The organism is Mycobacterium attenuatum (assembly GCF_900566085.1).
Classification (GTDB): domain Bacteria; phylum Actinomycetota; class Actinomycetes; order Mycobacteriales; family Mycobacteriaceae; genus Mycobacterium; species Mycobacterium attenuatum.
Genome location: NZ_UPHT01000033.1, coordinates 1 through 23,286, shown reverse-complemented (window position 1 = coordinate 23,286; position 23,286 = coordinate 1). Strand labels below are relative to the sequence as shown.

At 67.5% G+C, this 23,286-nt stretch carries 17 protein-coding genes, 1 pseudogene and 1 riboswitch; of the genes and pseudogenes, 12 read left to right on the top strand and 6 right to left on the bottom strand.

The window, feature by feature from the left end; translation table 11 throughout:
* Positions 1-396 precede the first annotated feature (396 nt).
* Positions 397-1,767 (top strand): APC family permease, encoded by a 1,371-nt coding sequence (locus EET13_RS05715; RefSeq protein ID WP_244603780.1) that lies wholly within the window; start codon positions 397-399, stop codon positions 1,765-1,767.
* Positions 1,768-1,862: 95 nt separating this feature from the next.
* Here EET13_RS05715 and EET13_RS05710 read toward each other — a convergent pair whose 3' ends face one another.
* The 3 genes from EET13_RS05710 to EET13_RS05695 all read right to left on the bottom strand — a co-directional run bounded on the left by EET13_RS05710 (position 1,863) and on the right by EET13_RS05695 (position 5,769).
* Positions 1,863-2,387: a bifunctional adenosylcobinamide kinase/adenosylcobinamide-phosphate guanylyltransferase gene (locus EET13_RS05710; RefSeq protein ID WP_122441384.1), complete on the bottom strand. Its 525-nt coding sequence runs from the start codon at positions 2,385-2,387 to the stop codon at positions 1,863-1,865.
* 95 nt (positions 2,388-2,482) lie between these two features.
* A complete protein-coding gene (locus EET13_RS05705) occupies positions 2,483-4,192 on the bottom strand; it encodes a PPE family protein (RefSeq protein WP_122441378.1) in 1,710 nt (569 codons plus the stop codon).
* A gap of 304 nt (positions 4,193-4,496) precedes the next feature.
* Positions 4,497-4,677: riboswitch (cobalamin riboswitch) on the bottom strand.
* Positions 4,678-4,899: 222 nt separating this feature from the next.
* Positions 4,900-5,769 (bottom strand): MaoC family dehydratase, encoded by an 870-nt coding sequence (locus tag EET13_RS05695; RefSeq protein WP_122441376.1) that lies wholly within the window; start codon positions 5,767-5,769, stop codon positions 4,900-4,902.
* A gap of 94 nt (positions 5,770-5,863) precedes the next feature.
* Here EET13_RS05695 and EET13_RS05690 point away from each other — a divergent pair, with 94 nt between their 5' ends.
* From EET13_RS05690 to EET13_RS05670, 5 genes are read left to right on the top strand one after another with little or no spacing between them, the layout of a single operon-like run.
* Positions 5,864-6,589, top strand: a complete 726-nt coding sequence (locus EET13_RS05690) for a histidine phosphatase family protein (RefSeq protein WP_122441375.1) — start codon at positions 5,864-5,866, stop codon at positions 6,587-6,589.
* A 41-nt stretch (positions 6,590-6,630) separates the two neighbouring features.
* Positions 6,631-8,637, top strand: a complete 2,007-nt coding sequence (locus EET13_RS05685) for an SDR family oxidoreductase (protein ID WP_122441383.1) — start codon at positions 6,631-6,633, stop codon at positions 8,635-8,637.
* A 45-nt stretch (positions 8,638-8,682) separates the two neighbouring features.
* The gene (locus EET13_RS05680; RefSeq protein WP_425293637.1) at positions 8,683-9,417 is read left to right on the top strand and encodes a 2OG-Fe dioxygenase family protein; all 735 of its coding nucleotides are present in this window, start codon (positions 8,683-8,685) and stop codon (positions 9,415-9,417) included.
* Positions 9,418-9,449: 32 nt separating this feature from the next.
* On the top strand, positions 9,450-10,469 hold the full coding sequence (locus tag EET13_RS05675; protein ID WP_122441374.1) for a nucleoside hydrolase: 1,020 nt from the start codon (positions 9,450-9,452) through the stop codon (positions 10,467-10,469).
* Positions 10,466-10,825: a hypothetical protein gene (locus EET13_RS05670; RefSeq protein ID WP_122441373.1), complete on the top strand. Its 360-nt coding sequence runs from the start codon at positions 10,466-10,468 to the stop codon at positions 10,823-10,825. The genes EET13_RS05675 and EET13_RS05670 overlap by 4 nt, the downstream gene beginning before the upstream one ends.
* 61 nt (positions 10,826-10,886) lie before the next feature.
* Here EET13_RS05670 and EET13_RS05665 read toward each other — a convergent pair whose 3' ends face one another.
* Entirely contained in the window at positions 10,887-11,999 is a 1,113-nt protein-coding gene (locus tag EET13_RS05665) for an enolase C-terminal domain-like protein (RefSeq protein ID WP_122441372.1), read from the bottom strand.
* 32 nt (positions 12,000-12,031) lie between these two features.
* Here EET13_RS05665 and EET13_RS05660 point away from each other — a divergent pair, with 32 nt between their 5' ends.
* The 5 genes and pseudogenes from EET13_RS05660 (at position 12,032) to EET13_RS05645 (ending at position 20,299) form a co-directional block, all read left to right on the top strand.
* The gene (locus tag EET13_RS05660; RefSeq protein ID WP_122441371.1) at positions 12,032-13,831 is read left to right on the top strand and encodes a glycoside hydrolase family 15 protein; all 1,800 of its coding nucleotides are present in this window, start codon (positions 12,032-12,034) and stop codon (positions 13,829-13,831) included.
* 149 nt (positions 13,832-13,980) lie between these two features.
* Positions 13,981-15,801, top strand: coding sequence for a thiamine pyrophosphate-requiring protein (locus EET13_RS05655; protein ID WP_122441370.1), 1,821 nt, complete (start codon positions 13,981-13,983; stop codon positions 15,799-15,801).
* Positions 15,798-17,390: pseudogene (locus EET13_RS31205) on the top strand (FAD-binding oxidoreductase); the annotation flags it as partial. The gene EET13_RS05655 and the pseudogene EET13_RS31205, both read left to right, overlap by 4 nt.
* Before the next feature lie 232 nt (positions 17,391-17,622).
* Positions 17,623-18,936: a (Fe-S)-binding protein gene (locus EET13_RS31200; protein WP_244603779.1), complete on the top strand. Its 1,314-nt coding sequence runs from the start codon at positions 17,623-17,625 to the stop codon at positions 18,934-18,936.
* A 193-nt stretch (positions 18,937-19,129) separates the two neighbouring features.
* On the top strand, positions 19,130-20,299 hold the full coding sequence (locus tag EET13_RS05645) for an alpha-hydroxy-acid oxidizing protein (protein WP_122441369.1): 1,170 nt from the start codon (positions 19,130-19,132) through the stop codon (positions 20,297-20,299).
* Here EET13_RS05645 and EET13_RS05640 read toward each other — a convergent pair.
* Both EET13_RS05640 and EET13_RS05635 read right to left on the bottom strand, forming a co-directional pair.
* A complete protein-coding gene (locus tag EET13_RS05640) occupies positions 20,290-21,912 on the bottom strand; it encodes a DNA polymerase Y family protein (RefSeq protein WP_211189028.1) in 1,623 nt (540 codons plus the stop codon). The genes EET13_RS05645 and EET13_RS05640 overlap by 10 nt on opposite strands.
* Positions 21,870-22,532 carry a hypothetical protein gene (locus tag EET13_RS05635; protein WP_122441368.1) on the bottom strand — a complete coding sequence of 221 codons (663 nt, stop codon included), beginning with the start codon at positions 22,530-22,532 and terminating at the stop codon, positions 21,870-21,872. Before EET13_RS05635 ends, EET13_RS05640 begins: the two co-directional genes overlap by 43 nt.
* A 122-nt stretch (positions 22,533-22,654) precedes the next feature.
* Between EET13_RS05635 and EET13_RS05630 the strand changes: the two genes are divergently transcribed.
* A complete protein-coding gene (locus EET13_RS05630; RefSeq protein WP_122441381.1) occupies positions 22,655-23,284 on the top strand; it encodes a hypothetical protein in 630 nt (209 codons plus the stop codon).
* The last annotated feature ends 2 nt before the right edge of the window (positions 23,285-23,286 follow it).

Genomic DNA, 23,286 nt, shown 5'->3' with positions numbered 1-23,286 from the left:
GGGCGGTACGGAACGAACGTCGTGTATACCCCGACACCCCAGTAACTCAAGGGACTCACGCGACTAGCGCGGCCACAACCCGCCGCACCGCCGACGACGAGCCTTAACTTATTTCCGGACAAGCCAATTGATCCACTTGGTTGCCGCTGGGCATGCCGAGGCACCCGGACCAACATCAGCTACCGGGCCGCTGAGCATGTCGACAATCAGTAACGCAGGTCCCGAAGCCAGCAGCAACCGGCGACGATGGCGGTGACGGGTCGTGCAAGCCAAATAAGTGCGGGCCGCGTGAATCTATGGCACTATCCCGCCTGCATTGCTAACAACGGATTCGCAACGGGCGAGCTGCCACGAGGAGGAAGCGCGATAAGCAAACTCGGTTTCCGAAGCGTGGTCATGCTCGGAATCAACTCGGTAATCGGGGCGGGCATCTTTTTGACCCCCGGTGCGGTGATCAAGCTCGCGGGGCCATGGGCACCGATCGCCTACGTCCTGGCGGGTCTGTTCGCCGGCATCATGGCGCTGGTCTTTGCCGCCGCAGCCAGATACGTCAAGACCAACGGCGCATCGTATGCCTATACGACAGCCGCTTTCGGCCAGCGGATCGGCATCTATGTCGGCGTGACACACGCGATCGTAGCGTCCATCGCCTGGGGCGTGCTGGCATCGCTTTTCGTCTCCACGCTGTTGAAAGTGGCGTTTCCCGAGAAAGATTGGGCGCAGGGCAGCGAACTGCTCAGTGTCAAGACGTTGACATTCCTCGGGTTCATCGGCGTGCTGTTGGTTATCAACCTGTTCGGTAACCGGGCGATCGAATGGGCAAACGGGACCTCGACCGTAGGCAAGATTTTGGCACTCGCGGTCTTCATCGTCGACGGCGGCTGGATCATCGTCACACACCACGTGAACCAGTACCAAACAGCAAGTGCACCAGGTGTTTATCAAACGGCGCCGTACGCGTTGTTCGGTGAGATTCAGCTCGGTCACGGCGCCGTTGCGGGATTGATCCTTGCCACCATCGCCGCGCTGTACGCCTTTACCGGTTTCGAATCGATCGCCAACGCCGCCGAGGAAATGCACCAACCCGACCGGACGCTGCCAAAAGCTATACCGCTGGCCATCTTCGGTGTCGGAACCGTCTACGTGCTTGCCGTCGCGGTGGCAATGCTGCTGGGTTCGGACAAGGTTGTGGCATCCAACGCCACCGTGCGCCTGGCGGCGGCGATCGGCGACGGCGGACTGCGCACCGTCGTCGTTCTGGGCGCCCTGGTCTCGATGTTCGGTATCAACGTGGCCGCCTCGTTCGGTGCGCCGCGGCTGTGGACCGCGCTGTCGGAGACCCGGACGCTGCCGGCACGTCTATCGAGGCAGAACCGATTCGGTGTTCCCATGATCGCGTTCGGGATCACGGCGTCGTTGGCGCTGGCATTTCCCCTGGCGCTGCGCTTCGACAGCGGGAGCCTGATCGGGCTTGCGGTGATCGCCCGGTTCGTCCAGTTCATCGTTGTCCCGATCGCCCTGATCGCGCTAGCCCGCGACACCACCGGAGACCGGGCGCTGGTGAAGCGAAACAGTTTGACCGACAAGGTTTTACCGATAGCTGCCGTCATCATCTCAGTGGCGTTGGCGGTGTCCTTCGACTACCGGACCATTTTCGCCACTCCGCAGGGCGGCGCCAACTACTTCTCGATCGCGTTGACAGTCATCACGTTCCTGGTGGTGCCGGCGATCGCCTACCTGCACTACTACCGAGCCAACGATCGGTAAGTGCTGACCCGGCGCCGATCTGGAAATCGCACATCAGCATCCAGCGGCGGGTCGCAGGCTCGATCTCACCGTTCGTCTGCAGCTGCCGGTAATGATCACAGCGTGAGCACCCGGCCCGCAATGAGCAAGTGCACCTCGTGGCAAACGTTGGCCACCCGCTGATTGATGGTGCCCAGCAGATCCCGGAATAGCATGCCCGAACGGTGGGCGGGTACCACACCTAAGCCGACTTCATTCGTCACGACGATCGCGTCGGCCAGCACGGCCAACGCCGCGCACAACTTGTCCAGTGGTTCCTCGACCGCAAGATGGGCCTCGGCGGTGGCCGTGTTCCACAGCGCCTCGCGATCCATGAGGGCCGTTAGCCATGTGCCCAGGCAGTCCACCAGGACCGGACACCGGATGTCGGACAAAGCCGTTGCCACATCGGCGGTTTCGATCGTCAGCCAGGTCGCTGGGCGACGAGCGCGGTGTCGTGCTACTCGGGAGTCCCAGTCAGGGTCGCTGCCGTCGGCGCGGCTGCCCGGAGCAATGTAGACGACTTCTAGGGCATTGGCCAACAGCGCTTCGGCGTGCATTGACTTTCCCGAGCGGACGCCACCAGTGACAAGTATCCGCATCGCGTCATCGTAAGCTCCTCGTTTGCGGGTGACGAGATGACCGCCGGGAGCCTCGCGATGACCGCCGCTGTCGCGTCGCTGCCCGACATGGTCGTTCACTGCGACGGCGAGTCGCGCGGTAGCGCTGAGTCGACGTCCCACGTGCCCGGCAGCATCGGCGCTCGTGGGCTGCCGGGAAATATATCGTCGGGCGGCGCGATCAATCCCGCGGCCGGCCTGGGACGGGCCCGTTGCGTGGTTCCGGCGAACCCCAGGGTTTCGCCTCCCTGGTCTGGCGCCACCGATGTCGTCGGGTCGTGCTCGGCCGCCACGGTGCTGGGCTCCAAATCCAGATATTCATATCCGCGGCCGAGCTGTTTGGCTTTCACTCGTCGACGCCACTGCCGTCGAGGTTTTTCCTGAGGCGTGGCCGCGGCCGCTGGGGCCTCAGCGCCCTCGGATTCTGGTGCCGCCTTTCGGGACCGGGTGCCCGTGTGCCCCTTGGCATCCGCGCTCAGGCCACCCACCAGATAGCCGAAGTTTGCCATCCCGCCACCCAGCCCCGTATCGCTCACCGGTGGCGCAGCGGCAGCCGGCGGCGGTGGCCCGGGCGTCGGCGCCTGGACACTCGTCTCCACGGGCGGCTGAATCGGGGTGGTGGCCGAGGGCGGGGCGCTCGCGCCCAGTGCCGCAAGAGGCGGCGTGCTGGGTGTGACGGGCGGGGGCGGTGGCGGTACGGCAGCCACTGCCACCAGCCCTTTGACACCGATCGGTGCCAGCACAGCGCCGGCCGCTATGGGCAGCAATGGTGCGGTCAGCAGCGGCACCACGACGGTGAGCAGCGCCGCAGTCTGCTCCAGCAGCGTCTTGAGCAGCGCAATCGTGTCGGTGATGATCGTGCCGATGGCTTCGACACCGGTGAACAAGATGGTGAAACCGATCGTCACCGGGTTACCCGTAGCGAAGGCCGCGGCGAGATCCGCCCCGATAAAGGTGAAGGTTTGCGACAACAGCGCCACGTATGTGCCGATATCCATCGGGTAGCCAAGTGCGAACGCGATGTTCAGCGGGCTCAGATAGGTAAGCGGGTTGCCAAGGATGACCAGGTAAGGGTCGATCCCCGCAAACATCGTTTGGAAGAACGGCAGATTGGCCAGCCAATCGACAAACGGTTGAATGACATTGTCGTAGAAGGTGGTATACATCTGCCACAACCATTGCTCGAACTGGCGCAGCGGGTCCGAACTTGCCCGTCCCGCCTCGGCAGCGCGCACCAGCTCCCCGTCGGCTTTCATGATCGGCGGCGCCGGCGGGGACTGCGGTCCGGCGACAACGGCCGCAGTCGAGACCGCGTGATAGGCGCCCATTACGGCGGCCGCCTGTAGCCACATCCGGACATACTCGGCCTCGTTGATCGCGATCGAGATTGTATTGATGCCAAAGAAATTCGTCGCCGTCAATACTGCGTGTGCGGCATGGTTGGCCGCCAGCTCAGCCAAAGTTGGCATCGCAGCCACGGCGGCGGTGTAGGCGGTTGCCGCAGTTTGTTGGCGCGCGGCCATTGCCGCGCTGTCAGCGCTGGCCTGCGTCAGCCAAGCAAGATACGGCGCGTGGGCAGCCGCGTATTCCGCGGCGCTTGGGCCTTCCCAGCTATCCGCCTGCGCCCCGGCCACCAGCGCGGCCAGCTCATCGGCCGTCTCGGCGTAGGCAGTGCTCAACGACTCCCATGCGCCCGCCGACGCAAGCAATGGACCCGGGCCGGGTCCGCTGCTCAGCAGCGCCGAATGCACCTCCGGGGGTGCGGCCATCCAGATGGGGGCGCTCATCAACAGCCGCCCGCCCGTGGATGCACCGACCGGCCGGTCAGCAAGTGCACAGCGGGGCCGCGGTCCGCCTCAGCAACGGTGAGCTGGCAGCGGCTCTTCGATGCCCCTGCCTGCCGCGACATCATGCTTGCGGCGCGAGGTGCCGACGGCGCCCGCGAACGGCACGGTGATCGGCGGTGCTGTACCGGCGTGCTCGGTGCACCGTCGGTACCCGGTCAGCGTGTGGACGAAGGCGGAAGCCGGGCCGCCGGATAGTCGCATGCGTCATGACGGTTCGCTCTCTCCGGGGTACACCCGCCCCAGGTTCGCAGGGCACGATGACGCGAGTCTCCTGGCTCTCGGATCGCCGCTCGCCTCGCCTTCCAGCACGTGGCCGTGGCCGATGAGGGTCGCTCCCCGATTACAGTGGCGGGACCGCGCCGGCTTCGCACCGGCTTCCTGCATTCGTCATCGCCTTACCCGCAACATCATCGCACCCCGACAACACCGTCGCCATCCCAGTTCGTTATCCGGGTTTGCCGGTAAGGGGGCTGCCAGCCACTGCGGCGGGCGGGTCGTTTCTGGCGAGGCCCCAATTCCCGTTGGTGTCGACGACGTATCGGGCCGTGAACGCCGCCCTGCAGCCATGCGAGACGCCCGCGCAGAACTCCTCACAACGTCTGGAACAAACTAGGCCTCTGTTAAGCCTCTTAAGCCTCTTAAGCCTCTTAAGCCGCGTATTCCACCGCGCCATCGTCGAGCACCACCCGCGACTCGGAGCCCTCCGCACCAGATGCCTCGGTGCGATACACCGCGCGGCCCGGCTCGGTACGCCAGATCAGCGTGGTCAGCGTCTCGCCGGGGAACACCGGAGAAGTGAACCGCGCCGTGATCGAGGTGATGTTGGCGGCCACCCCGCTGCCGAGCTCGGCAACCAGCGCCCGCCCCGACACCCCGTACGTGCACAGCCCGTGCAGGATCGGCCTGGGAAAGCCGGCCAGCTCCTTGGCGAACCAGGGGTCGCTGTGCAACGGGTTGCGGTCACCGGAGAGCCGGTAGATCAGCGCTTGATCCTCGCGGGTGGGCAGCGCAATCCGGGCGTCGGGCTCACGGTCGGGAAATTCCGGAGCGACCGGCCGCTGACCCGGCTCTCCCCCGAAGCCACCCTCGCCCCGGATGACCAGGGTGGTCAGGGTTTCGGCGACCAGCGCGCCGCTGTCCGGGTCGCTGCCGCGGCCGCGCAGCATGATGATGGCGTTCTTGCCCTGCCCCTTGTCCTGGATGTCGGCGACTTCGGAGACCACCGACAGTTTTCCGGCCGGCGGCAGCGGCGCGTGCAGCCGGATCCCCTGCGAGCCGTGTAACAGCTTGGCCCAGTTGAACTTTCCCACCTTGCCGGCCGCCCCGAACGCCGGGCAGCAGATCACCGCATAGGTGGGCAGCACCTGCTGGGAAATCCCGTGGCTGTTCTCCGTCGTGAACGACAAGTCCTGGGTCCCGGCACCCACACCGAGCGCGTAGAGCAACGTTTCACGGTCGGTCCACTCGAACAACGTCGGCTCGGTCACCGCACCGATGGCACCGGGATCAATAGCCATGCGAGTCTCCTCTCGATTCCAAATCGAAGCTTTTTCTGCAGTCAACCATCGCAAACCCTTCCCAGCGACGGCATCGGCAGGGCAGGCTATCGCCATGGCCAAGCGCACCAAGCTCTGGAAGATGACCTGGAGAACCTCCAACGTTCTAGCTGTGCTCGCGTCGGTCATGATCGTCGGCGCCTGCGGCGGCGGGGGTACGCAGGCTCGCAACATCACCGTGACCTTCGTCCGAAACGCCCAATCCCAGGCCAACGCCGACGGAGTCATCAACACCGAGTTGCCCGGCACCGGGCTCACCGCCGACGGCAAGGGGCAGGCCCAACAGCTCGCACATCAGGTCGCGCACAACGAATTCGACAGTATTTATTCCTCGCCGATGGCCGAGGCCCAGCAGACCGCCGAACCGTTGGCAAGCGAACTGGGCAAGCAAGTCGAGATCCTGCCCGGGCTGCAGTCCATCAACGCCGGCTGGTACAACGGCGCACCCGAATCACGGTCGAGCGCGACATACCTGCTGGCTCCGGTGAATTGGATCAACGGCGACGCGGGAAGCTCGATCCCGGGGTCGGTCAGCGGCACCGAATTCAACACTGAATTCAGTGCCGCCCTGCGCAAGATCTACGACAGCGGCAAGAACAAGCCGGTGGTCTTCTCCCAGGGCACGGCGATCATGGTGTGGACGCTGATGAACGTGAAGAACCCCAAGCTCAACCTCTTGAACAACCATCCGTTGCCCAACATCGGTCGCGTGGTGGTCACGGGTAACCCGATCGACGGCTGGAAGCTGGTTGACTGGGACGGCATCCGCAACTTCACCTGATCGGTTGACGAGCGCGGCCGCCAGCCGCCACGATGGGCTGCATGCGGTATGTCGTTACCGGCGGTACCGGGTTTATTGGGCGCCGTGTGGTCTCCCGGCTGATCGATGCCCGGCCCGACGCGCAGGTGTGGGTGCTGGTCCGCCGCCAGTCGCTGGGGCGTTTCGAACGCCTGGCTACCGAGTGGGGTGAGCGGGCCAGACCGCTGGTCGGAGACCTTGCCGAGCTGACCCTGACCGACCAGACCGTCGCCGAGCTGGGCCGGGTGGACCATCTGGTGCACTGTGCGGCGATCGGCCACCGCACCGCCGTCACGGCCGGCGAGGCCGAGCAGCGCGCCGTCAACGTGACGGGCACCGGGGCCGTCGTCGAATTGGCGCGACGGCTGGATGCCGTCTTGCATCATGTGTCGTCGATCGCGGTGGCCGGCGACTTCGCCGGCGAGTACACCGAGGACGACGTCGACGTGGGCCAGCAGCTGCCGACGCCGTATCACCGAACGAAATTCGAAGCCGAGCAGCTGGTCCGCGCGGCGCCCGGACTGCGTTACCGCATCTACCGCCCGGCCGTGGTGGTGGGCGATTCGCGCACCGGCGAAATGGACAAGGCCGACGGCCTGTACCACGTCTTCGGGCTGCTGGCCAAGTTGGCGGTGCTGCCCAAGCTGACGCCGATCCTGTTACCAGATTCCGCACGCACCAACATCGTCCCCGTCGACTACGTTGCCGATGCACTCGTGGCGCTCATGCATGCCGAGGGTCGTGACGGGCAAACGTTCCACCTGACCGCCCCGAAAACCGTTGGCCTGCGCGGTATTTACCGTGGTGTTGCCCCGGCAGCCGGGCTGCCGCCGCTGCGCGGGTCGCTGCCGCGTTCGGTGGCCGCCCCGGTGCTCAACGCAAGCGGGCGGGCCAAGGTGGTGCGCAACATGGCCGCGGCCCAGCTCGGCATCCCGGCCGAAATCTTCGACGCCGTCGACCTCAACCCCAGCTTCGCCTCCGACGAAACCCGGAAGGCGTTGCACGGCAGCGGGATCGAAGTTCCCGAGTTCGCCGGCTACGCACCCAGGCTGTGGCGGTACTGGGGGCAGCACCTCGATCCCGATCGCGTCCGTCGCGACGATCCACGAGGACCGCTGCGCGGCCGGCACGTCATCATCACCGGCGCCTCCAGTGGCATCGGGCGGGCGTCGGCGGTCGCCGTCGCCCAGCGCGGCGCGACGGTCTTCGCGCTGGCCCGCGACGCCGACGCGCTCGACCGGCTGGTCGACGAGATCCGGGCGAACGGCGGCCAGGCACATGCCTTCACCTGCGATGTCACCGACTCGACGTCGGTGGAGCACACCGTCAAAGACATCCTGGGCCGCTTCGGCCATGTCGACTACCTGGTGAACAACGCCGGCCGGTCGATCCGCCGCTCGGTGGTCAATTCCACCGACCGGTTGCACGACTACGAACGGGTCATGGCGGTCAACTACTTCGGCGCGGTGCGCATGGTGCTGGCGCTGCTGCCCCATTGGCGGGAGCGGCGGTTCGGTCACGTGGTCAACGTCTCCAGCGCCGGCGTCCAGGCCCGCAACCCGAAGTACAGCTCGTATCTACCGACCAAGGCGGCGCTGGACGCATTCGCCGACGTGGTTGCCTCCGAGACGCTGTCGGACCACATCACGTTCACCAACATCCACATGCCGTTGGTGGCCACACCGATGATCACCCCGTCGCAGCGGCTCAACCCGATGCCGGCGATCAGCGCCGAGCATGCGGCGGCCATGGTGGTGCGCGGCCTGGTGGACAAGCCGGCGCGCATCGACACCCCGCTGGGCACGCTGGCCGAGCTCGGCAACCACGTGGCGCCCAAGCTTTCGCGGCGGATTCTGCATCAGCTCTACCTGGGCTACCCCGATTCGGCCGCGGCGCGCGGGCTGCCCTCCGCCCCGGCCGCGCCCCCGAGACGCGAACCCAAGCACCCGGTCCGCGCCGTCACCGGCGGTTTCCGGATGCCGCGTCCGGTGCGCCGGCTGGCTCGATTGGTGCCCGGCGTGCACTGGTGAACCCACGGTTTCAGGCGCGCCGAAGCGCGGTATTCGGGCGTGGTGATTCCGATTTCGGATGGCTACCGGACCGCCGCCGACCCGGCAGCCGCCGCGGCCCGGCTGCTCACCTCGACAGGCGTGGCTATCATGTCCTCGCTCGATCTGACGCGCAGTCTTGGTGCGGGCCGGGAGGCGTGGGCCCGATTCGCCCGGCACTGGGAGGATTTGGCGCCGGATCCCTATGCCGCCGAGCTTGGGGTACAGCGGCAGCGCCGGTACGGGCAGTACGTGTTGCGCGACGGGGCCTGGCGCTTGTTGCCCAACGACGCGTTCGCACAGCCGGAAAACTCCAACCCGCTCTACATCGGTAAGAACCGCGACTTCGAGCCGTTGACGGATGCGTTCGCCGAAGATCCGCTGCAGCAGTCCTTGATGGGCGTGCTTGCCCGGGTGGCTGCGGCCCTGGACGACGCGGCCGAATGGGATGTCAAGGTGCATCCCTTCCGCGTCCAGTCGGTGGCCGGCAGCGACGGGCGGCCGGCGCCGGAGGGCTTGCACCGCGACGGTGTCACCCTGGTCAGTTCGCTGCTGATCGGTCGGCGCAATGCCCTCGGCGGCCAGAGTTCGGTGTGCGACGTGGACGGCCGCCCGTTGCTGACCGCGACGTTGGACGAGCCGGGTACATTGCTGCTCGGCGACGACCGTCATACCCTGCACGACGTGTCGCCGATCCGGCCGATCGACAATTCCGAGCCGGCGCAACGTGACGTCCTGGTGATCACCTTCGCATCGCGCTGACACGTCGGAGCGGCTGCTTTAATGTCGGGACGGTGAAGCCCGTTTTCGTCGACGTCGACACCGGCGTCGACGACGCATTGGCATTGCTGTACCTGCTGGCCAGCCCCGAGGCGGATCTGGTGGGCATCGCATCGACAGGCGGAAACGTTGCGGTACAACAGGTTTGCGAAAACAACCTGGGGCTGCTCGAGCTGTGCCGAGTCACCGACATACCGGTGTCCAAGGGTGCCGGCGCAACCCTGAGCGGCCCGACGCGAAACCCCTCGAGATCCCACGGACCGAGGGGTCTGGGGTATGCCGAATTGCCGCCAGCGAACGCCCGGGTCACCGGCTACGATTCCGCGACGGCCTGGGTGCGCGCGGCCCATGCCTTTCCGGGTGAACTGATCGGTGTGGCGACCGGCCCACTGACCAATCTGGCGACGGCGTTGCGTGCCGAGCCCGCGTTGCCGGCGTTGCTGCGCCGACTGGTGATCATGGGCGGCTGCTACGACGGAACCGCGGCGGCGGAATGGAATATCAGCGTTGACCCCGAGGCGGCGGCCGAGGTGCTCACCGCCTGCTGCGAAAGCACCGAGCCGCAACGCCTTCCGATTCTGTGCGGCCTGGACCTGACCCGCAAGGTCGCGATGACACCGCAGCACCTCGCCCGACTGGCCGGAGCCGCGGGCGCGTCGACCACGACGATGAGCGCCGACGACCCGCGCGGGACCAGGTCGACGGCGTCCAATGCGCTGATCCGGCTGGTCGAAGATGCGCTGCGCTTCTACATGGAGGCCCACAACGACAATGGGGATAATGGGCAGCAATATCTGGCGCATCTGCATGATCCGCTGGCCGCGGCGGCCGCGCTGGATCCGGCGCTCGTGGCGACCCGCCCCGCCACCGTCGACGTCGAGCTGACCGGTACCCGCGGCGTGACGGCGACCGACTGGACGGGACACCGAAAACCCAATGCGCTGATCGGCATCGGCGTCGATGCGGCGGTGTTTTTCGACCGGTTCATCGCGCGGGTTGGAACGTTCGCGCGCCGGGTAGCCGAAGGCGTATGAGACTTCGCCGCATCGAACTGCTGCGTGGGGGCTGGGGCGCCCTGCTGCTCACCGCTCCCACCCTGGTGTTGAACCAGATCCACGGGATGCACGTCGACCGCAACGCGCTGGTCATCACGCGGGTGCTGGGGGCGCGTCATCTGGTCCAGGCGCTGCTGTCCGGGCTGAACCCGGGGCCGGCGGCGCTGGCGGCCGGCGTCGTGGTGGATACCGTGCACTCGATGGCCGCATTCGGGCTGGCCGCGATGGACCGGCGCCGAGCCCGCGGCGGCGTCGCCGACGGGCTGGTCGCGGCAGTATGGGCGTGGCTGGGCTGGCATCACCTGCGCAGCGCGCCAGACACGCGCCGAGCGTGACGCCACTGCGATTTTCACGCCACATCGTCGCAGTGGTGTCACGCTGGGCGACAACTGGTGCTCAAGCGACCCGGTATTGCTCGAGGTCGGCGTGCTTGACGGTGAGCCCGTGCCCGGACGCGGTCCGGTCCGGACGCAGCAGGCCGCCCGGCTCGGGATCGATGGTCCCGTCGAACGCCAGCCCCTCGATGCGCACGTGGTCGTGGAAGTACTCCAGATGGCGCAGGTGCCACACCGCGGTGCCGACGTGAGCGCTGATCTGCGGGGCGCAGTGTAGGGAGAGGTCCATGCCGCGCGCGTCGCACAACGCGGCGACCTTGAGCACGCCGGTGATCCCCAGGGCCCGGGTGACGTCAGCCTGCAGGCAGTCCACCGCGCCCGCGGCCAGCATCTGGTGAAAATACGGCAGGTGATAGCCGTACTCGCCGGCGGCGATGTCCATGCCGGCCGGCCCCCGCTCGCAGAGCCGGCGCAGGCCGTCGAGATCGTCGGAGGAAACCGGCTCTTCGAACCACCGCACGTCGTAGTCGGCGAAGCGCTGCGCCCACAGCAGCGCCTGTTTGCGGCCGAACGCGCCGTTGGCGTCGACGAACAACTCGGTGTCGTCGCCGATCGCCGCCCGCGCGGCGGTCACTCGGTCCAGGTCGGCGTCGGGGTCACGGCCCACCTTCATCTTGACCCGGGGAATTCCGGCCTCCACCCAGCCGCGCAACTGCGAGCCCAGAGTGTCGTTGTCGTACGAGGTGAACCCGCCGCTGCCGTACACCGGCGTGGCGTCGTGCACGGCACCGAGCGCGATGACCAACGGCTCGTCGAGCAGCCGCGCCCGCAGATCCCACAGCGCGATGTCGGCCGCCGAGACCGCGCAGGCCACCACCCCGGGCTTGCCCAGGTTGCGCACCGCGTGCTGCATCTGCGCCCAGCGCGCCGGCGGCTGCAGGGCATCCGCGCCGGACAGGACGTCGGCGAGCTTGGCGCCCACCACGGTCGTCACCGCGGTGCCGCCGTAGGTGTAACCGGTCCCCACCTGCCCGCCGGCCCGCACGCTGACCAGGACGAAGGTGGTCGAGTCCCAGGCCAGGGTGCCGTCGGACTCGGGGGCGTCGGTGGGAATGGTGTAGGCCGAGGCTTCGACGGATTCGATGGGGATCGGCTGGCTCGCGGGCAACGTCATGCCCGGGTGACTACCCGCAACCCAAAGCGGGTATGCCGCATCCCGTGCACGACACGCCACCGATGGCCGAGCTGCTGTCGCCGCATGTGCTACGCGAATACGCATTGCTCGCCGACGGGGAACGCGGCGTCATCATCGGGCCGCGCGGCGACTGCTGCTGGATGTGCCTACCGCGGTGGGACAGCCCGGCGGTGTTCAGCTCGCTGCTGGGCGGCAACGGCGTGTACGCCGTCTCGCCGGATCATCCGCGGTTCGTGTGGGGCGGACGATACGAGCAGGGGTCGTTGATCTGGCGGTCCCGGTGGGTGACCACCGACGGGATCGTCGAGTGCCGGGAGGCGCTGGCGTTCCCCGGCGACCCACACACCGCGGTGCTGCTGCGCCGCATCCGCGCCCTCGACGGGCCGGCAAAGATGCGGATCGCGCTCGAGGTGCGCGCCGGCTTCGGCACCGCGCCGATGTCGGAGTTGCGCTGCCGCGACGGGGTGTGGACCGGACGGTCGGGGCCGCATCGGTTCCGCTGGACCGGGGCCGGCGAAGCCACCCGCCGCGGCGACGGCCCGCTGCAGGCGGTGGTCGAGGTGGTTCCGGGACGCGACCACGACCTCGTCCTGGAACTGTGCGATCAGGAATTGCCCACCGACCCCGCGCGGCCCAACGACGCCTGGCGCGACACCGAAAGCGCTTGGGCGGCAGCCGTTCCCACCATATCGGGGTCGCTGGCCGACGCCGACGCGCAAACCGCCTACGCCGTACTGCGCGGGCTGACCAGCAGCGGCGGCGGCATGGTGGCCGCGGCCACCATGTCGCTGCCCGAACGCGCCGAGCAGGGCCGCAACTACGACTATCGCTATTGCTGGATCCGTGACCAGTGCTATGCCGGACAGGCTGTCGCCGCCGCCGGAGCCCACCCCCTGGTCGACGATGCCGTCCGGTTCGTCAGCGAGCGGGTGCTGGCCGACGGTCCCGGCCTCAAGCCGGCCTACTGCATCACCGGCGACCTGGTGCCCGAAGAACAGGACCTGGATCATCTGCCCGGTTATCCCGGGGGCACCGTCAAGACCGGCAATTGGGTGACCGACCAGTTCCAGCTGGACGCATTCGGTGAGGCGCTGCTGTTGCTGGCCGCCGCCGGGCGGCTGGATCGGCTGGACACCGGGCATTGGCGCGCCGTGCAGACCCTGGTGGAGTCCATCGAAAAGCGCTGGCGTGAGCCCGACGCCGGAATCTGGGAGATCGACGACAGGCGATGGGCGCATTCCCGGCTGACGTGTGCGGCGGGCCTGCGGCGCATCAGCGAGGTGGCGCCGGCGCGCCAGGGCGCGCAGTGGCAGCGTCTGGCCGATCTGCTTGTGGCGGACACCAATTCGGACTGCCTGCATCCCGACGGGCGGTGGCAACGAGCGCCCGATGATCCGGGAATCGACGCGGCGCTGCTGATACCGTCCATCCGCGGCGCAATCCCCGCGACCGATCCGCGCAGCATCGCCACGACGGCCGCGGTGCGCACCGACCTCGGCCGGCACGGTTTCGTGTACCGGTTCCAACCGGGCGAGCAACCGCTCGGCGAGTCCGAAGGCGCCTTCCTGCTCTGCGGATTCCTGATGGCCCTGGCCGATCACCAGCAGGGCAACAATCTGGCGGCGGTGCGCTGGTTCGAACGCAACCGCACCGCCTGCGGTCCGCCCGGACTGTTCACCGAGGAATTCGACATCGGTCAGCGGCAGCTGCGCGGCAACCTGCCCCAGGCCTTCGTGCATGCGCTGCTGTTCGAAGCGGCGCACCGGCTGACGGACGGGTCTGGCCCATGCGTGGGCACCGGAACCGGGTAATTGGCGATATTCGGGCTGTTTGACGCGCGGAGCGGGGGGTAGACCACCAATTGTGACCATCGGCAATCGTCACCGCTGCAAGTTCCCCGACCGCTCGGCGGTGGCGATCCGGTGGTCCACCCGCGACCCGGCCGTACCGAAGGAGCATCATGCCCAAAACCGCCGACTTCATCGTTGATCGCTTGCGCCAGTGGGGAATTCACCGAATCTTCGGTTACCCCGGCGACGGGATTTTGTCGATGTTAGGTGCTTTGGACCGGGCCGGCGGCGATCCCGAACTGATCCAGCCCCGCCACGAGGAGATGGCCGCGTTCATGGCCACCGCCCACGCCAAGTTCACCGGCGAGATCGGCTGCTGCCTGGCCACTTCCGGCGGCGGCACCGTCCATCTGCTCAACGGCCTCTACGACGCCAAGCTGGACCACTATCCGGTGGTCGCCATCATCGGCCAGCAGAAACGGATGTCGCTGGGCGCGGCGTTCCAGCAGGAGATCGACCCGAACACGTTGTACAAGGACGTCTCCTCGGACTTCGTCCAGACCTGCATGACGCCCGAGCAGGCGCGGCACCTGGTGGATCGGGCGTGCAAGGTAGCGCTGAACAACCGCACGGTGGCGACCATCATCCTGCCCGAGGATGTGGGGGAATCCGATGCGGTGCCCTCACCACCGCGGATGCACGGCGCGGTCTTCAGCAGCATCGGCTGGACCAAGCCACGGGTGATTCCGCCGAAGTCCGAACTGGAGAAAGCCGCTGAGATCCTCAACTCCGGGGACAAGGTGGCCATCGTCGTCGGGCAGGGCGCGGCCGAGGCCGCCGACGAAGTGGTGCAGGCCGCCGAGCTCCTGGGCGCCGGGGTGGCCAAAACCTCGCTGGGCCGCGCCGTGCTTCCCGACGACCTGCCCTATGTCACCGGCCCGATCGGGCTGCTGGGCTCCACCGCCAGCCAGGCCATGATGTCGGACGCCGACACCCTGTTCTTCATCGGCACCAGCTTCCCCTACGCCGAATGGCTGCCCAAGGAAGGGCAATGCCGCGGCGTTGAGATCAACCTCGACGGCCGCATGATCGGCACCCGCTATCCGATGGAGGCCAACCTGGTCGGCGACTCCAAAAACACGTTGCGCGAGCTGATTCCGTTGCTGCAGCGCAAGGACGACCGGTCCTGGCAGGACAAGATCGAAACGGAAGTCAAGGAGTGGTGGGCCGTACTCGACAAGCGGGCCCACGACCAGGCCGACCCGCTGAACCCCGAACTGGTGGTGCACGAGCTGTCGAAGCGCCTGCCCGACAACGCGATCCTGACCACCGACGCGGGTTCGGTGGCCAACTGGTGGGCTCGGCACTTGCGGCTGCGCCCGGGCATGGCCGCGTCGCTGGCCGGAAACCTGGCCACCATGGGGCCGGGGACCCCGTATGCGATCAGCGCCAAGCTCGCCCACCCCGGGCGCCCGGTGATCGCCCTGGTCGGCGACGGCGTATTCCAGATGAACGGGCTGGCCGAGATGATCACCGTCAAGCGCTACAAGGACCGCCTCTCCGACGGCCCGTTGATCTTCTGCGTGTTCAACAACGAAGACCTCAACCAGGTGACCTGGGAGCAGCGCGCAATGGGCGGTGAGCCGAAGTTCGAAGGCTCCCAGTACATTCCAGACGTTCCCTACGCCGAGTTCGCTCGGCTGCTGGGGCTCACCGGAATCCGCTGCGACGACCCGGCCAAAATCGGCCAGGCCTGGGACCAGGCGCTGGCGGCCAGCACTCCGGTGGTGCTGGAGGTCGTCGTCGACAAGGACATCCCGCCGGTCCCGCCGCACATCAAGACGATGATGGCGAAAAAGACCGCCAAGGCGGTGCTCAAAGATCCCGACCGGGTCAGCATCGCCAAAAAGGGTGCCAAGCAGAAGATGCACGAGTTCACCGAGTCGATCAAGAGCGTCGGCGGCCGGGGCGCTGAGGATGGGGACGAATGACGCGCACCATTCCCGCTCGGCCGGATACGCGCTTCGTAGCCGGAATGGCCGCCGTCGACAAGGTCAACGTCACCGGGCTGGAAAAGCAGTTGCGCCGCCATGTCAGCGGCGAGGTGCGCTTCGACACCGCCACATTGGCCATGTACGCCAACGACGCATCGAACTATCGGCAGGTGCCGATCGGGGTGGTGATCCCCAAGACCCTCGACGACGTCGTGCAGACGGTCCGGGCCTGCCACGCCTATCACGCCCCGGTGCTGTGCCGCGGCGGCGGCACCAGCCTGTCCGGTGAGACCGTCAATGTGGCTGTGGTGATCGACTTTTCGAAGTATCTGACCGACATCGTCGATATCGACCCGGGGCGGCGGCTGGCCACCGCGCAGACCGGGGTGATCAACGAACAACTCAACAAGGCCACCGGCGAGTACGGCCTGGTATTCGGTCCCGACCCGTCGTCGCATTCGCGGTGCACGCTGGGCGGAAATATCGGCAACAACTCCTGCGGGGTGCACTCGATCCAGTCACACCTCTACGGCCCGGGACCGCGGACCTCCGACAACACCTATGCCCTCGACGTCGTCACTTATGACGGTGCCCGGTTCACCGTCGGCGTCGACGAGGAAAGCGATCTCACCGCGATCATCGCCGCCGGCGGCCGCAAGGGCAAAATCTATTCTGCGCTAAGGGATTTGCGCGACGAGTACGCCGACGACATCCGCAAGGGCTACCCGTCGGTGGACGAGCTGCCGCGGCGGGTGTCCGGCTACAACCTCGACGAGCTGCTGCCCGAAAAGGGATTCAACGTCGCCCGCGCGCTGGTGGGCACCGAGAGCACCTGCGCGGTGGCGCTGACCGCCACCGTGCTGCTCACTCCGGCGATGACCCACCGCACCCTGGTGGTGATCCAGTACGACTCGCTGGGGGAGGCCGGCGACGCGGTGCCCGACATCATGGCGTTCAAGCCGATCGGCCTCGAGGCGGTGGACCACCTGCTCGTGCATGACCAGGAACTGACCGGTGTCAATGCCGTCGGCCGGGCAGCACTGCCCCGGCCCAAATCCACCGGAGCCTGGTTGTTCGTGCAGTTCGGCTCCGATCGGCCCGGCGAATCACTGAGCTGCGCAGCGGATTTCGTTCGTTGGTTGAAGAAGAAGAAACGCATCGAGGACGATCGCGTAGTGTTGGCCCGCAGCGAGCAGGACGGCGGCAACAGCGACAAGCTGTGGGCGATCCGCGAGGCCGGGCTGGGCTCTACGGCGTTTCCGATCGACGACGGTAATCACTGGCCGGGCTGGGAGGATTCGGCGGTGCCGCCGAATCGGGTCGGCGATTACGTGCGTGATCTGCAACAGCTTTACGCCAAGCATGGGTTGCGCGGTGCCATGTACGGCCACCTCGGCGAGGGCTGCATCCACTCCCGGGTCGGGTTCGACCTGCGGCATAAGGACGGGCTGGTCAACTACCGCAACTTCATGGACCAAGCCGGTGACCTGGTGGCCTCCTACGGCGGCTCGATGTCCGGCGAACACGGCGACGGCCAGCAGCGCGCCGAGCTGCTGGGCAAGCAGTACGGTCCGCGGCTGCTCGAAGCGATGCGCAAGTTCAAGCTGATCTGGGACCCAGAGTGGAAAATGAATCCAGGCAAGGTCATCGATCCCTATCGCTTCGACGAGAATCTCAAGCTGGGCACCGACTACAACCCGCCGCGACCAGACGTCAAATTCGCCTATCCCGAGGACCACGGCGACTTCTCGCACGCGGCGCTGCGCTGCGTCGGCGTCGGCAAATGCCGGGTGCCGGGTGCCGGAGGCGCAGAGCACCATGTGTCCCAGCTTCCAGGTGACGCGAGAGGAAAAGCACTCCACCCGCGGACGCGCGCGGCTGCTGTTCGAAATGCTGCGCGGCGAGGTCATCACCGACGGCTGGCAGTCCACCGAAGTGGCCGACGCGCTGGATCTGTGTCTGGCCTGTAAGGGGTGCACCAGCGACTGCCCGGTCGAGGTGGACATCCCGACTTACAAGGCCGAATTCCTCTACCACCACTTCCGGTCGCTGCGGCGCTGGCGGCCGCGGTATGCCTACGCCTTCGGGTTCATCGACCAGGCCGCGCGGTTGGCCAGCGCCATGCCGGAGCTGGCGAACTTCGCCACCCAAACACCCGGGCTGTCCCGGCTTGCCAAGGCGCTCGGGGGAATTGACCGGCGCAGGCCGCTGCCCACCTTCGCACCGATGACGCTGCAACAGTGGTTTGCCCGGCGACCGGTGGTCAACGCCGGCGGGCCGCGGGTCATCCTGTTTCCCGACACCTTCAACAACCGCCTGCACACCGACGTCGGGGTGGCCTGCGTCGAGGCGATCGAGGCGGCCGGCTGGCAGGTCCTGATGCCCATGGGACACATCTGTTGCGGGCGTCCGCTGTACGACTACGGTTTTCTCGATGTCGCGCAGCGCTATCTGCTGGACGTGCTGGAACAGTTGCGCAGCGAAATCCGTTCCGGCACAACGATCGTCGGGATGGAGCCCAGCTGCCTGGCCGTGTTCAAAGACGAACTCAAGAAGCTGCTGCCACACGACGACGACGCGGACCGGTTGGTGCGCAACAGCTATCACTTCGCGCAGTTCTTCACCGAGTTCGACGTCGAGGTGCCCAACGTCGCCGGCGCGCGAGCGCTGCTGTGGGGCCACTGCCACCAGCGCGCCACCGGCGGGGTCGACGCCGACCAGCAGGTGCTGCAGAAGATGGGCATCGACGTCCAGCCGGTCTCGGGAGGCTGCTGCGGACTGGCCGGCTCCTGGGGATTCGAACAGGGCAAGTACCAACTTTCGCTGGACTGCGGCGAGCAAGCGTTGTTGCCGGCCATCCGGCGCCACCGGGACGCGGTGGTGGTGGCCAACGGCTTCTCCTGCCAGACCCAGATCACAGACTCCGGCTCGGCCAACGCGCTGCACCTCGGTCAGGTCATGGCCATGGCCCGCGCGTCGGCGGACATCGGCTCCGCGACTCCCCCGGCCCGGCCCCAGCCCGACGCACGGACGCGTGCTACCCGGGTGGCCGTTCCGGCGGCAGCATTGGGCGCCGCGGCGGCCGGTGGAATCCTGGCCGGAAAGCGCTGGACTGCCCGGCGAGTCCGCTGATTTCCGGACGCGCCGGACGTATTGGCTACTACCACTTGAGTTTCCGCTGACCGAGAGCACCCGACAGGACCCGACACACCGACGCCCACCGCCAACCCAAACTCCTGGGACTTCTGTGACATTGCGCCCACGGCCGGCGTAGCATGCACCGCTGATGCCGTTTGACCCGCCCGTCGGGGGGTACCCGGAAGCCATGGCGTTCGCCGAATACCAGAACGAGCTCTATCAACAAGGGCAGGCCGGCCGCCAGCCGCCCTACCCGATCGACTTCGCCGAGCTGGAGGCCAAGGCCGCAGCGGCCATGCCGCCAAAGGTGCTGGGGTATGTGGCCGGCGGCGCCGGCGACGAGCACACCCAGCGGGCCAACGTCGAAGCGTTCAAACGCTGGGGTTTGTTCCCCCGCATGGGGATCGCTCCCACCGAACGTGATCTGTCCATCGAGCTGTTCGGCATCCGATTGGCGTCCCCGGTCTTCATGGCGCCCATCGGCGTCCTCGGCGTGTGCGCCCAGGACGGCCACGGCGACATGGCCGCGGCACGGGCATCGGCCCGCACGGGCGTCCCGTTCTTCGTGGGAACACTCACATCCGATCCCATGGAGGACGTCGCCGCCGCGCTCGGCGATACGCCCGGCTTTTTCCAGCTCTACACCCCGCCGGACCGCGAGATGGCCACCAGCCTGGTGCGGCGCGCCGAAGCATGCGGGTTCAAGGCCATCGCCGTCACCCTCGACACCTGGGTCACCGGGTGGCGCCCGCGCGACCTGAGCGCCGGCAACTATCCGCAGGTGCCCAGTGGTTGTCTGAGCAACTACACCTCCGATCCGGTGTTTCGCGCCGGCCTGCAACCGGATGAAGACGCCACCGAGGCCGCGGTCCGCAAGTTGCCGATCTTCGGGGGTCCGTTCCGGTGGGACGACCTGGAGTGGTTGCGCTCTCAAACCGACTTGCCGCTGATGGTCAAGGGCATCTGCCATCCCGACGATGTGCGTCGCGCCAAAGACCTTGGTGTCGACGGCATTTATTGTTCCAACCACGGTGGCCGGCAGGCCAACGGCGGACTGCCCGCACTGGATTGCCTGCCCGGAGTGCTCCAAGCCGCCGACGGGCTGCCGGTGCTGTTCGACTCGGGCGTCCGCGGCGGCGCCGACGTCATCAAAGCCCTGGCGATGGGAGCCACCGCGGTGGGGATCGGTCGGCCCTATGCCTACGGACTGGCGCTCGGCGGTATCGACGGCATCGTGCACGTGCTGCGCTCCCTGCTGGCTGAAGCCGACCTGATCATGGCGGTCGATGGCTATCCCTCCATCAAGGACCTGACGCCCGATGCGCTGCACCGGGTCGGGGCACCCGCTTACTCATAGCTTCCCTCGAGGTACCAGCGCCGCTGGCGGTAGCACAGCAGCAACGCGCGCTCACCCTCCAGCAACACCTGGGCCCGGGCGGTGCGACTTCCCCCTTGACCGGCTTCAGGCCGGTCATCCCACCACCGCTCGTCGACCGACCACGGTCCGGCCCACCAGCGCAGCCGTTCGTCGCGGCCACGCACGGTCAGCCGCGCCGGTTCGACGGAAAACATTCCCCGGCTGGTTACCCTCACCGAATTGCCTTGGGCATCAAGTAGATCCACCGGGTCGTCCAGTAATACGGCCGGTGACGGCTCGGGCAGCTGCCCGGGCCACGGTTGATCCGGGTCGGCGCGCGGCACCGGCTCGTCGCCCAGCGGGGTCAACGTGATGCGCTCGGCCGGCCCGCGTCCACCGGACAGCACCGGCACCTGCACCGCCTCCGGGCCGAGCAAGCCCTGCACCCGCACCAGCGCGCGCCGGGCCCGCAGCCTGTCCTCTTCACCGAGGCCGCCCCACAGCGGCAACTGCAGGGCCTCGGCGGACACCACCTCGATTGCCTGCAGCCGCAGCCGCGTCACCGGCGCGGTCGGGCGGGCCTGGGCATTCCGGTTGGTCAACCATCCGTCTAGTTGCCAGCGCACCCGGTCGGCGGTGGCATCCTCGGTCAGCGGCTCGGCGCAGCGCCACACCCGGCTGCGCTCTTCGCCGTTGGCGGTGACCGCGTGAATGGCCAGCCGGGTGCATCCCACGCCGGCGGCCATCAGTGCCCGATGCAGGGTGCCGGCCAGCGACCGTCCGGCAAATGCCGCGGCGTCGACCCGGTCGATCGGCGGATCGCAGTCCAGTACGGCGTCGAGTTCCGGCGGCGGTTCACGTCCGGAGGGCAGGCGTTCGGGTTCACCGCGGGCGAACCGGTGCGCGGCCACCGCGTCGGCACCGAACCGGGAAGCGATATCGGTGCGAGATAATGCGGCGAACTGGCCGATAGTGCGAATTCCCATCCGCCACAACAGATCCGTCAGCTCTTCTCGCCCGGGACCGGACAGGCTCGGCTCGGTGGCAAGCTGGCGGATCGACAGCACCGACAGGAACCGCGCGTCCTGACCCGGCTCCACGACGCGACCGGCACGCGCGGCGTACACCGCGGTGGACAGCCGGTCGGCGATCCCGACCTGACACTCGGCGCCGGCCACAGCCACCGCATCGATCAGCCGCTCGGCTACCTGCTGCTCGGATCCGAAATATCGCGCCGCGCCGCGCACCGGCAACACCAAGAGCCCGGGCCGCAACACCTCGGCACGGGGCACCAGATCGTCTACCGCCGCGATCACCCCTTCGAAAAAGCGGGCGTCGCGGTCGGCGTCGGCGGTCGCGATGTGCAATTGCGGACAACGGGCCGCCGCCTCCCGGCGGCGTAACCCCCGTCGTACCCCGGCCGCACGCGCCGTCGCCGAGCAGGCGATCACCCGGTTGGCCAACGTCACCGCGACCGGAGCCGTCGCGGGCTGGCCCGCGGCCGCAGCGGCCGCGACCGCAGGCCAGTCCATACACCAGATCGCCAGCACTCGAGACGAGGCCACCGGGTTCACCCCGATCGCGCTCGGCCGACCGGCTGACCCCGCGCACATCCGCTGATCTGTAACCGCACCCGGCTGATCCGCCCGAATCCGGGCAAGGGGGCGCCCCGGGAGCATGCCGTGATCTCGTAGCCGCAGACCCGGGCCTCGAGCCGGGTCGACACACCTTCCCAATCGCCGTCGGTGACCAGCAGCGTGCACCCCTTGTTGCGAGCCCGCGCCACCACAGCCCGCGCCCGCGTCCGCGTCACCCGGCGACCACCCAGACCCAGGACCACCAGGTCCATGCCGTCGATGAGCACCGCGACCACCTCGACCGGATCGGTCCCGGGATCCGGTATCACCGCGAGCCGGCTCAGATCCGCTCCCATCTCCACCGCAGCCAGCAACCCGATGTCCGGTTGGCCGACGATGGCGGCGTTGCCCCCGGCCGCCGTCACCGCAGCCACCATGCTCAGCAGCAGCGAGCGGGCACCCGAGAGCACCGCCACCGTCCCCCGCGGCAGCAGTGCCGGCAACTCCGGCATCGCCAGCGTGGATTCCGATTCCGGCAGCAGGTCATCGGCACGACCGGGGTCTTTTCCGGACAGCACGGCGATCTGCCGGCGCAGCGATTCCAGCTGTTCAGCGCGATTGCCCTGCCGCTGGCCGGAGGCCAAAGCCGCAGTCATGACCAGCCTCCCAACGCGGATTGTTCGAATATATGTTCGATGTCATCGAGTAAACACCCACGCTCCGACAACCGTCAAGCAACGTGAGAAGCTGCTGTGTGCGCTCGGTACTGGTATGGCTGATGGTGTGTTTCGGCAGCGTTTTCGCACCTGCCAGCAGCGCTGCCGGATCCTGCCAACCGGCGGAGTTGTTCGCCACCGACAACACCTGGGTCATCACCGGCCCCGATGCCCAGGCAGCCGGCCAATTGCACGACGACCTGCAGCCCTTCGAGCGTCAAGCCGTGATAACCATCGCCCAGACCGGCGCCGAGGTGCGGGGATCGACCTTGGTCGACGGGGTGTTTTGGTCGGCTACGCTGCAGCAGATCACCTATGAGCGCGCCCGCCAGTTCCATCTCTGCGTTGTCGACGAACCCACACTGCACACCGCCGCCGCGTCGATGAATCGCCAGTTCCACCAGGAAACGGCGCTGACGTTCGAATATCTCCCGCAAGGCGCGCCCCGAGCCGACGCGGTGCTCATTGCGGTGCCCGGCATCGACCTCGCGAGCTTCGGCGATGCGCTGGCCGCAGATTCAGCCGCACGTCAGCGGCTACTGGGCGGATCTGTCACCACGGCCGACCACACCTTGCTCCTGGCCGCCGCCAACCGTGATCTCGATACCGCCCGCCACCTCGTCGAGCAGGCCGGCGGGTCCTGGACCGCGGCCACCATCAGCTACGGCAGGCGCGAATTCGTCCAGACGTAACC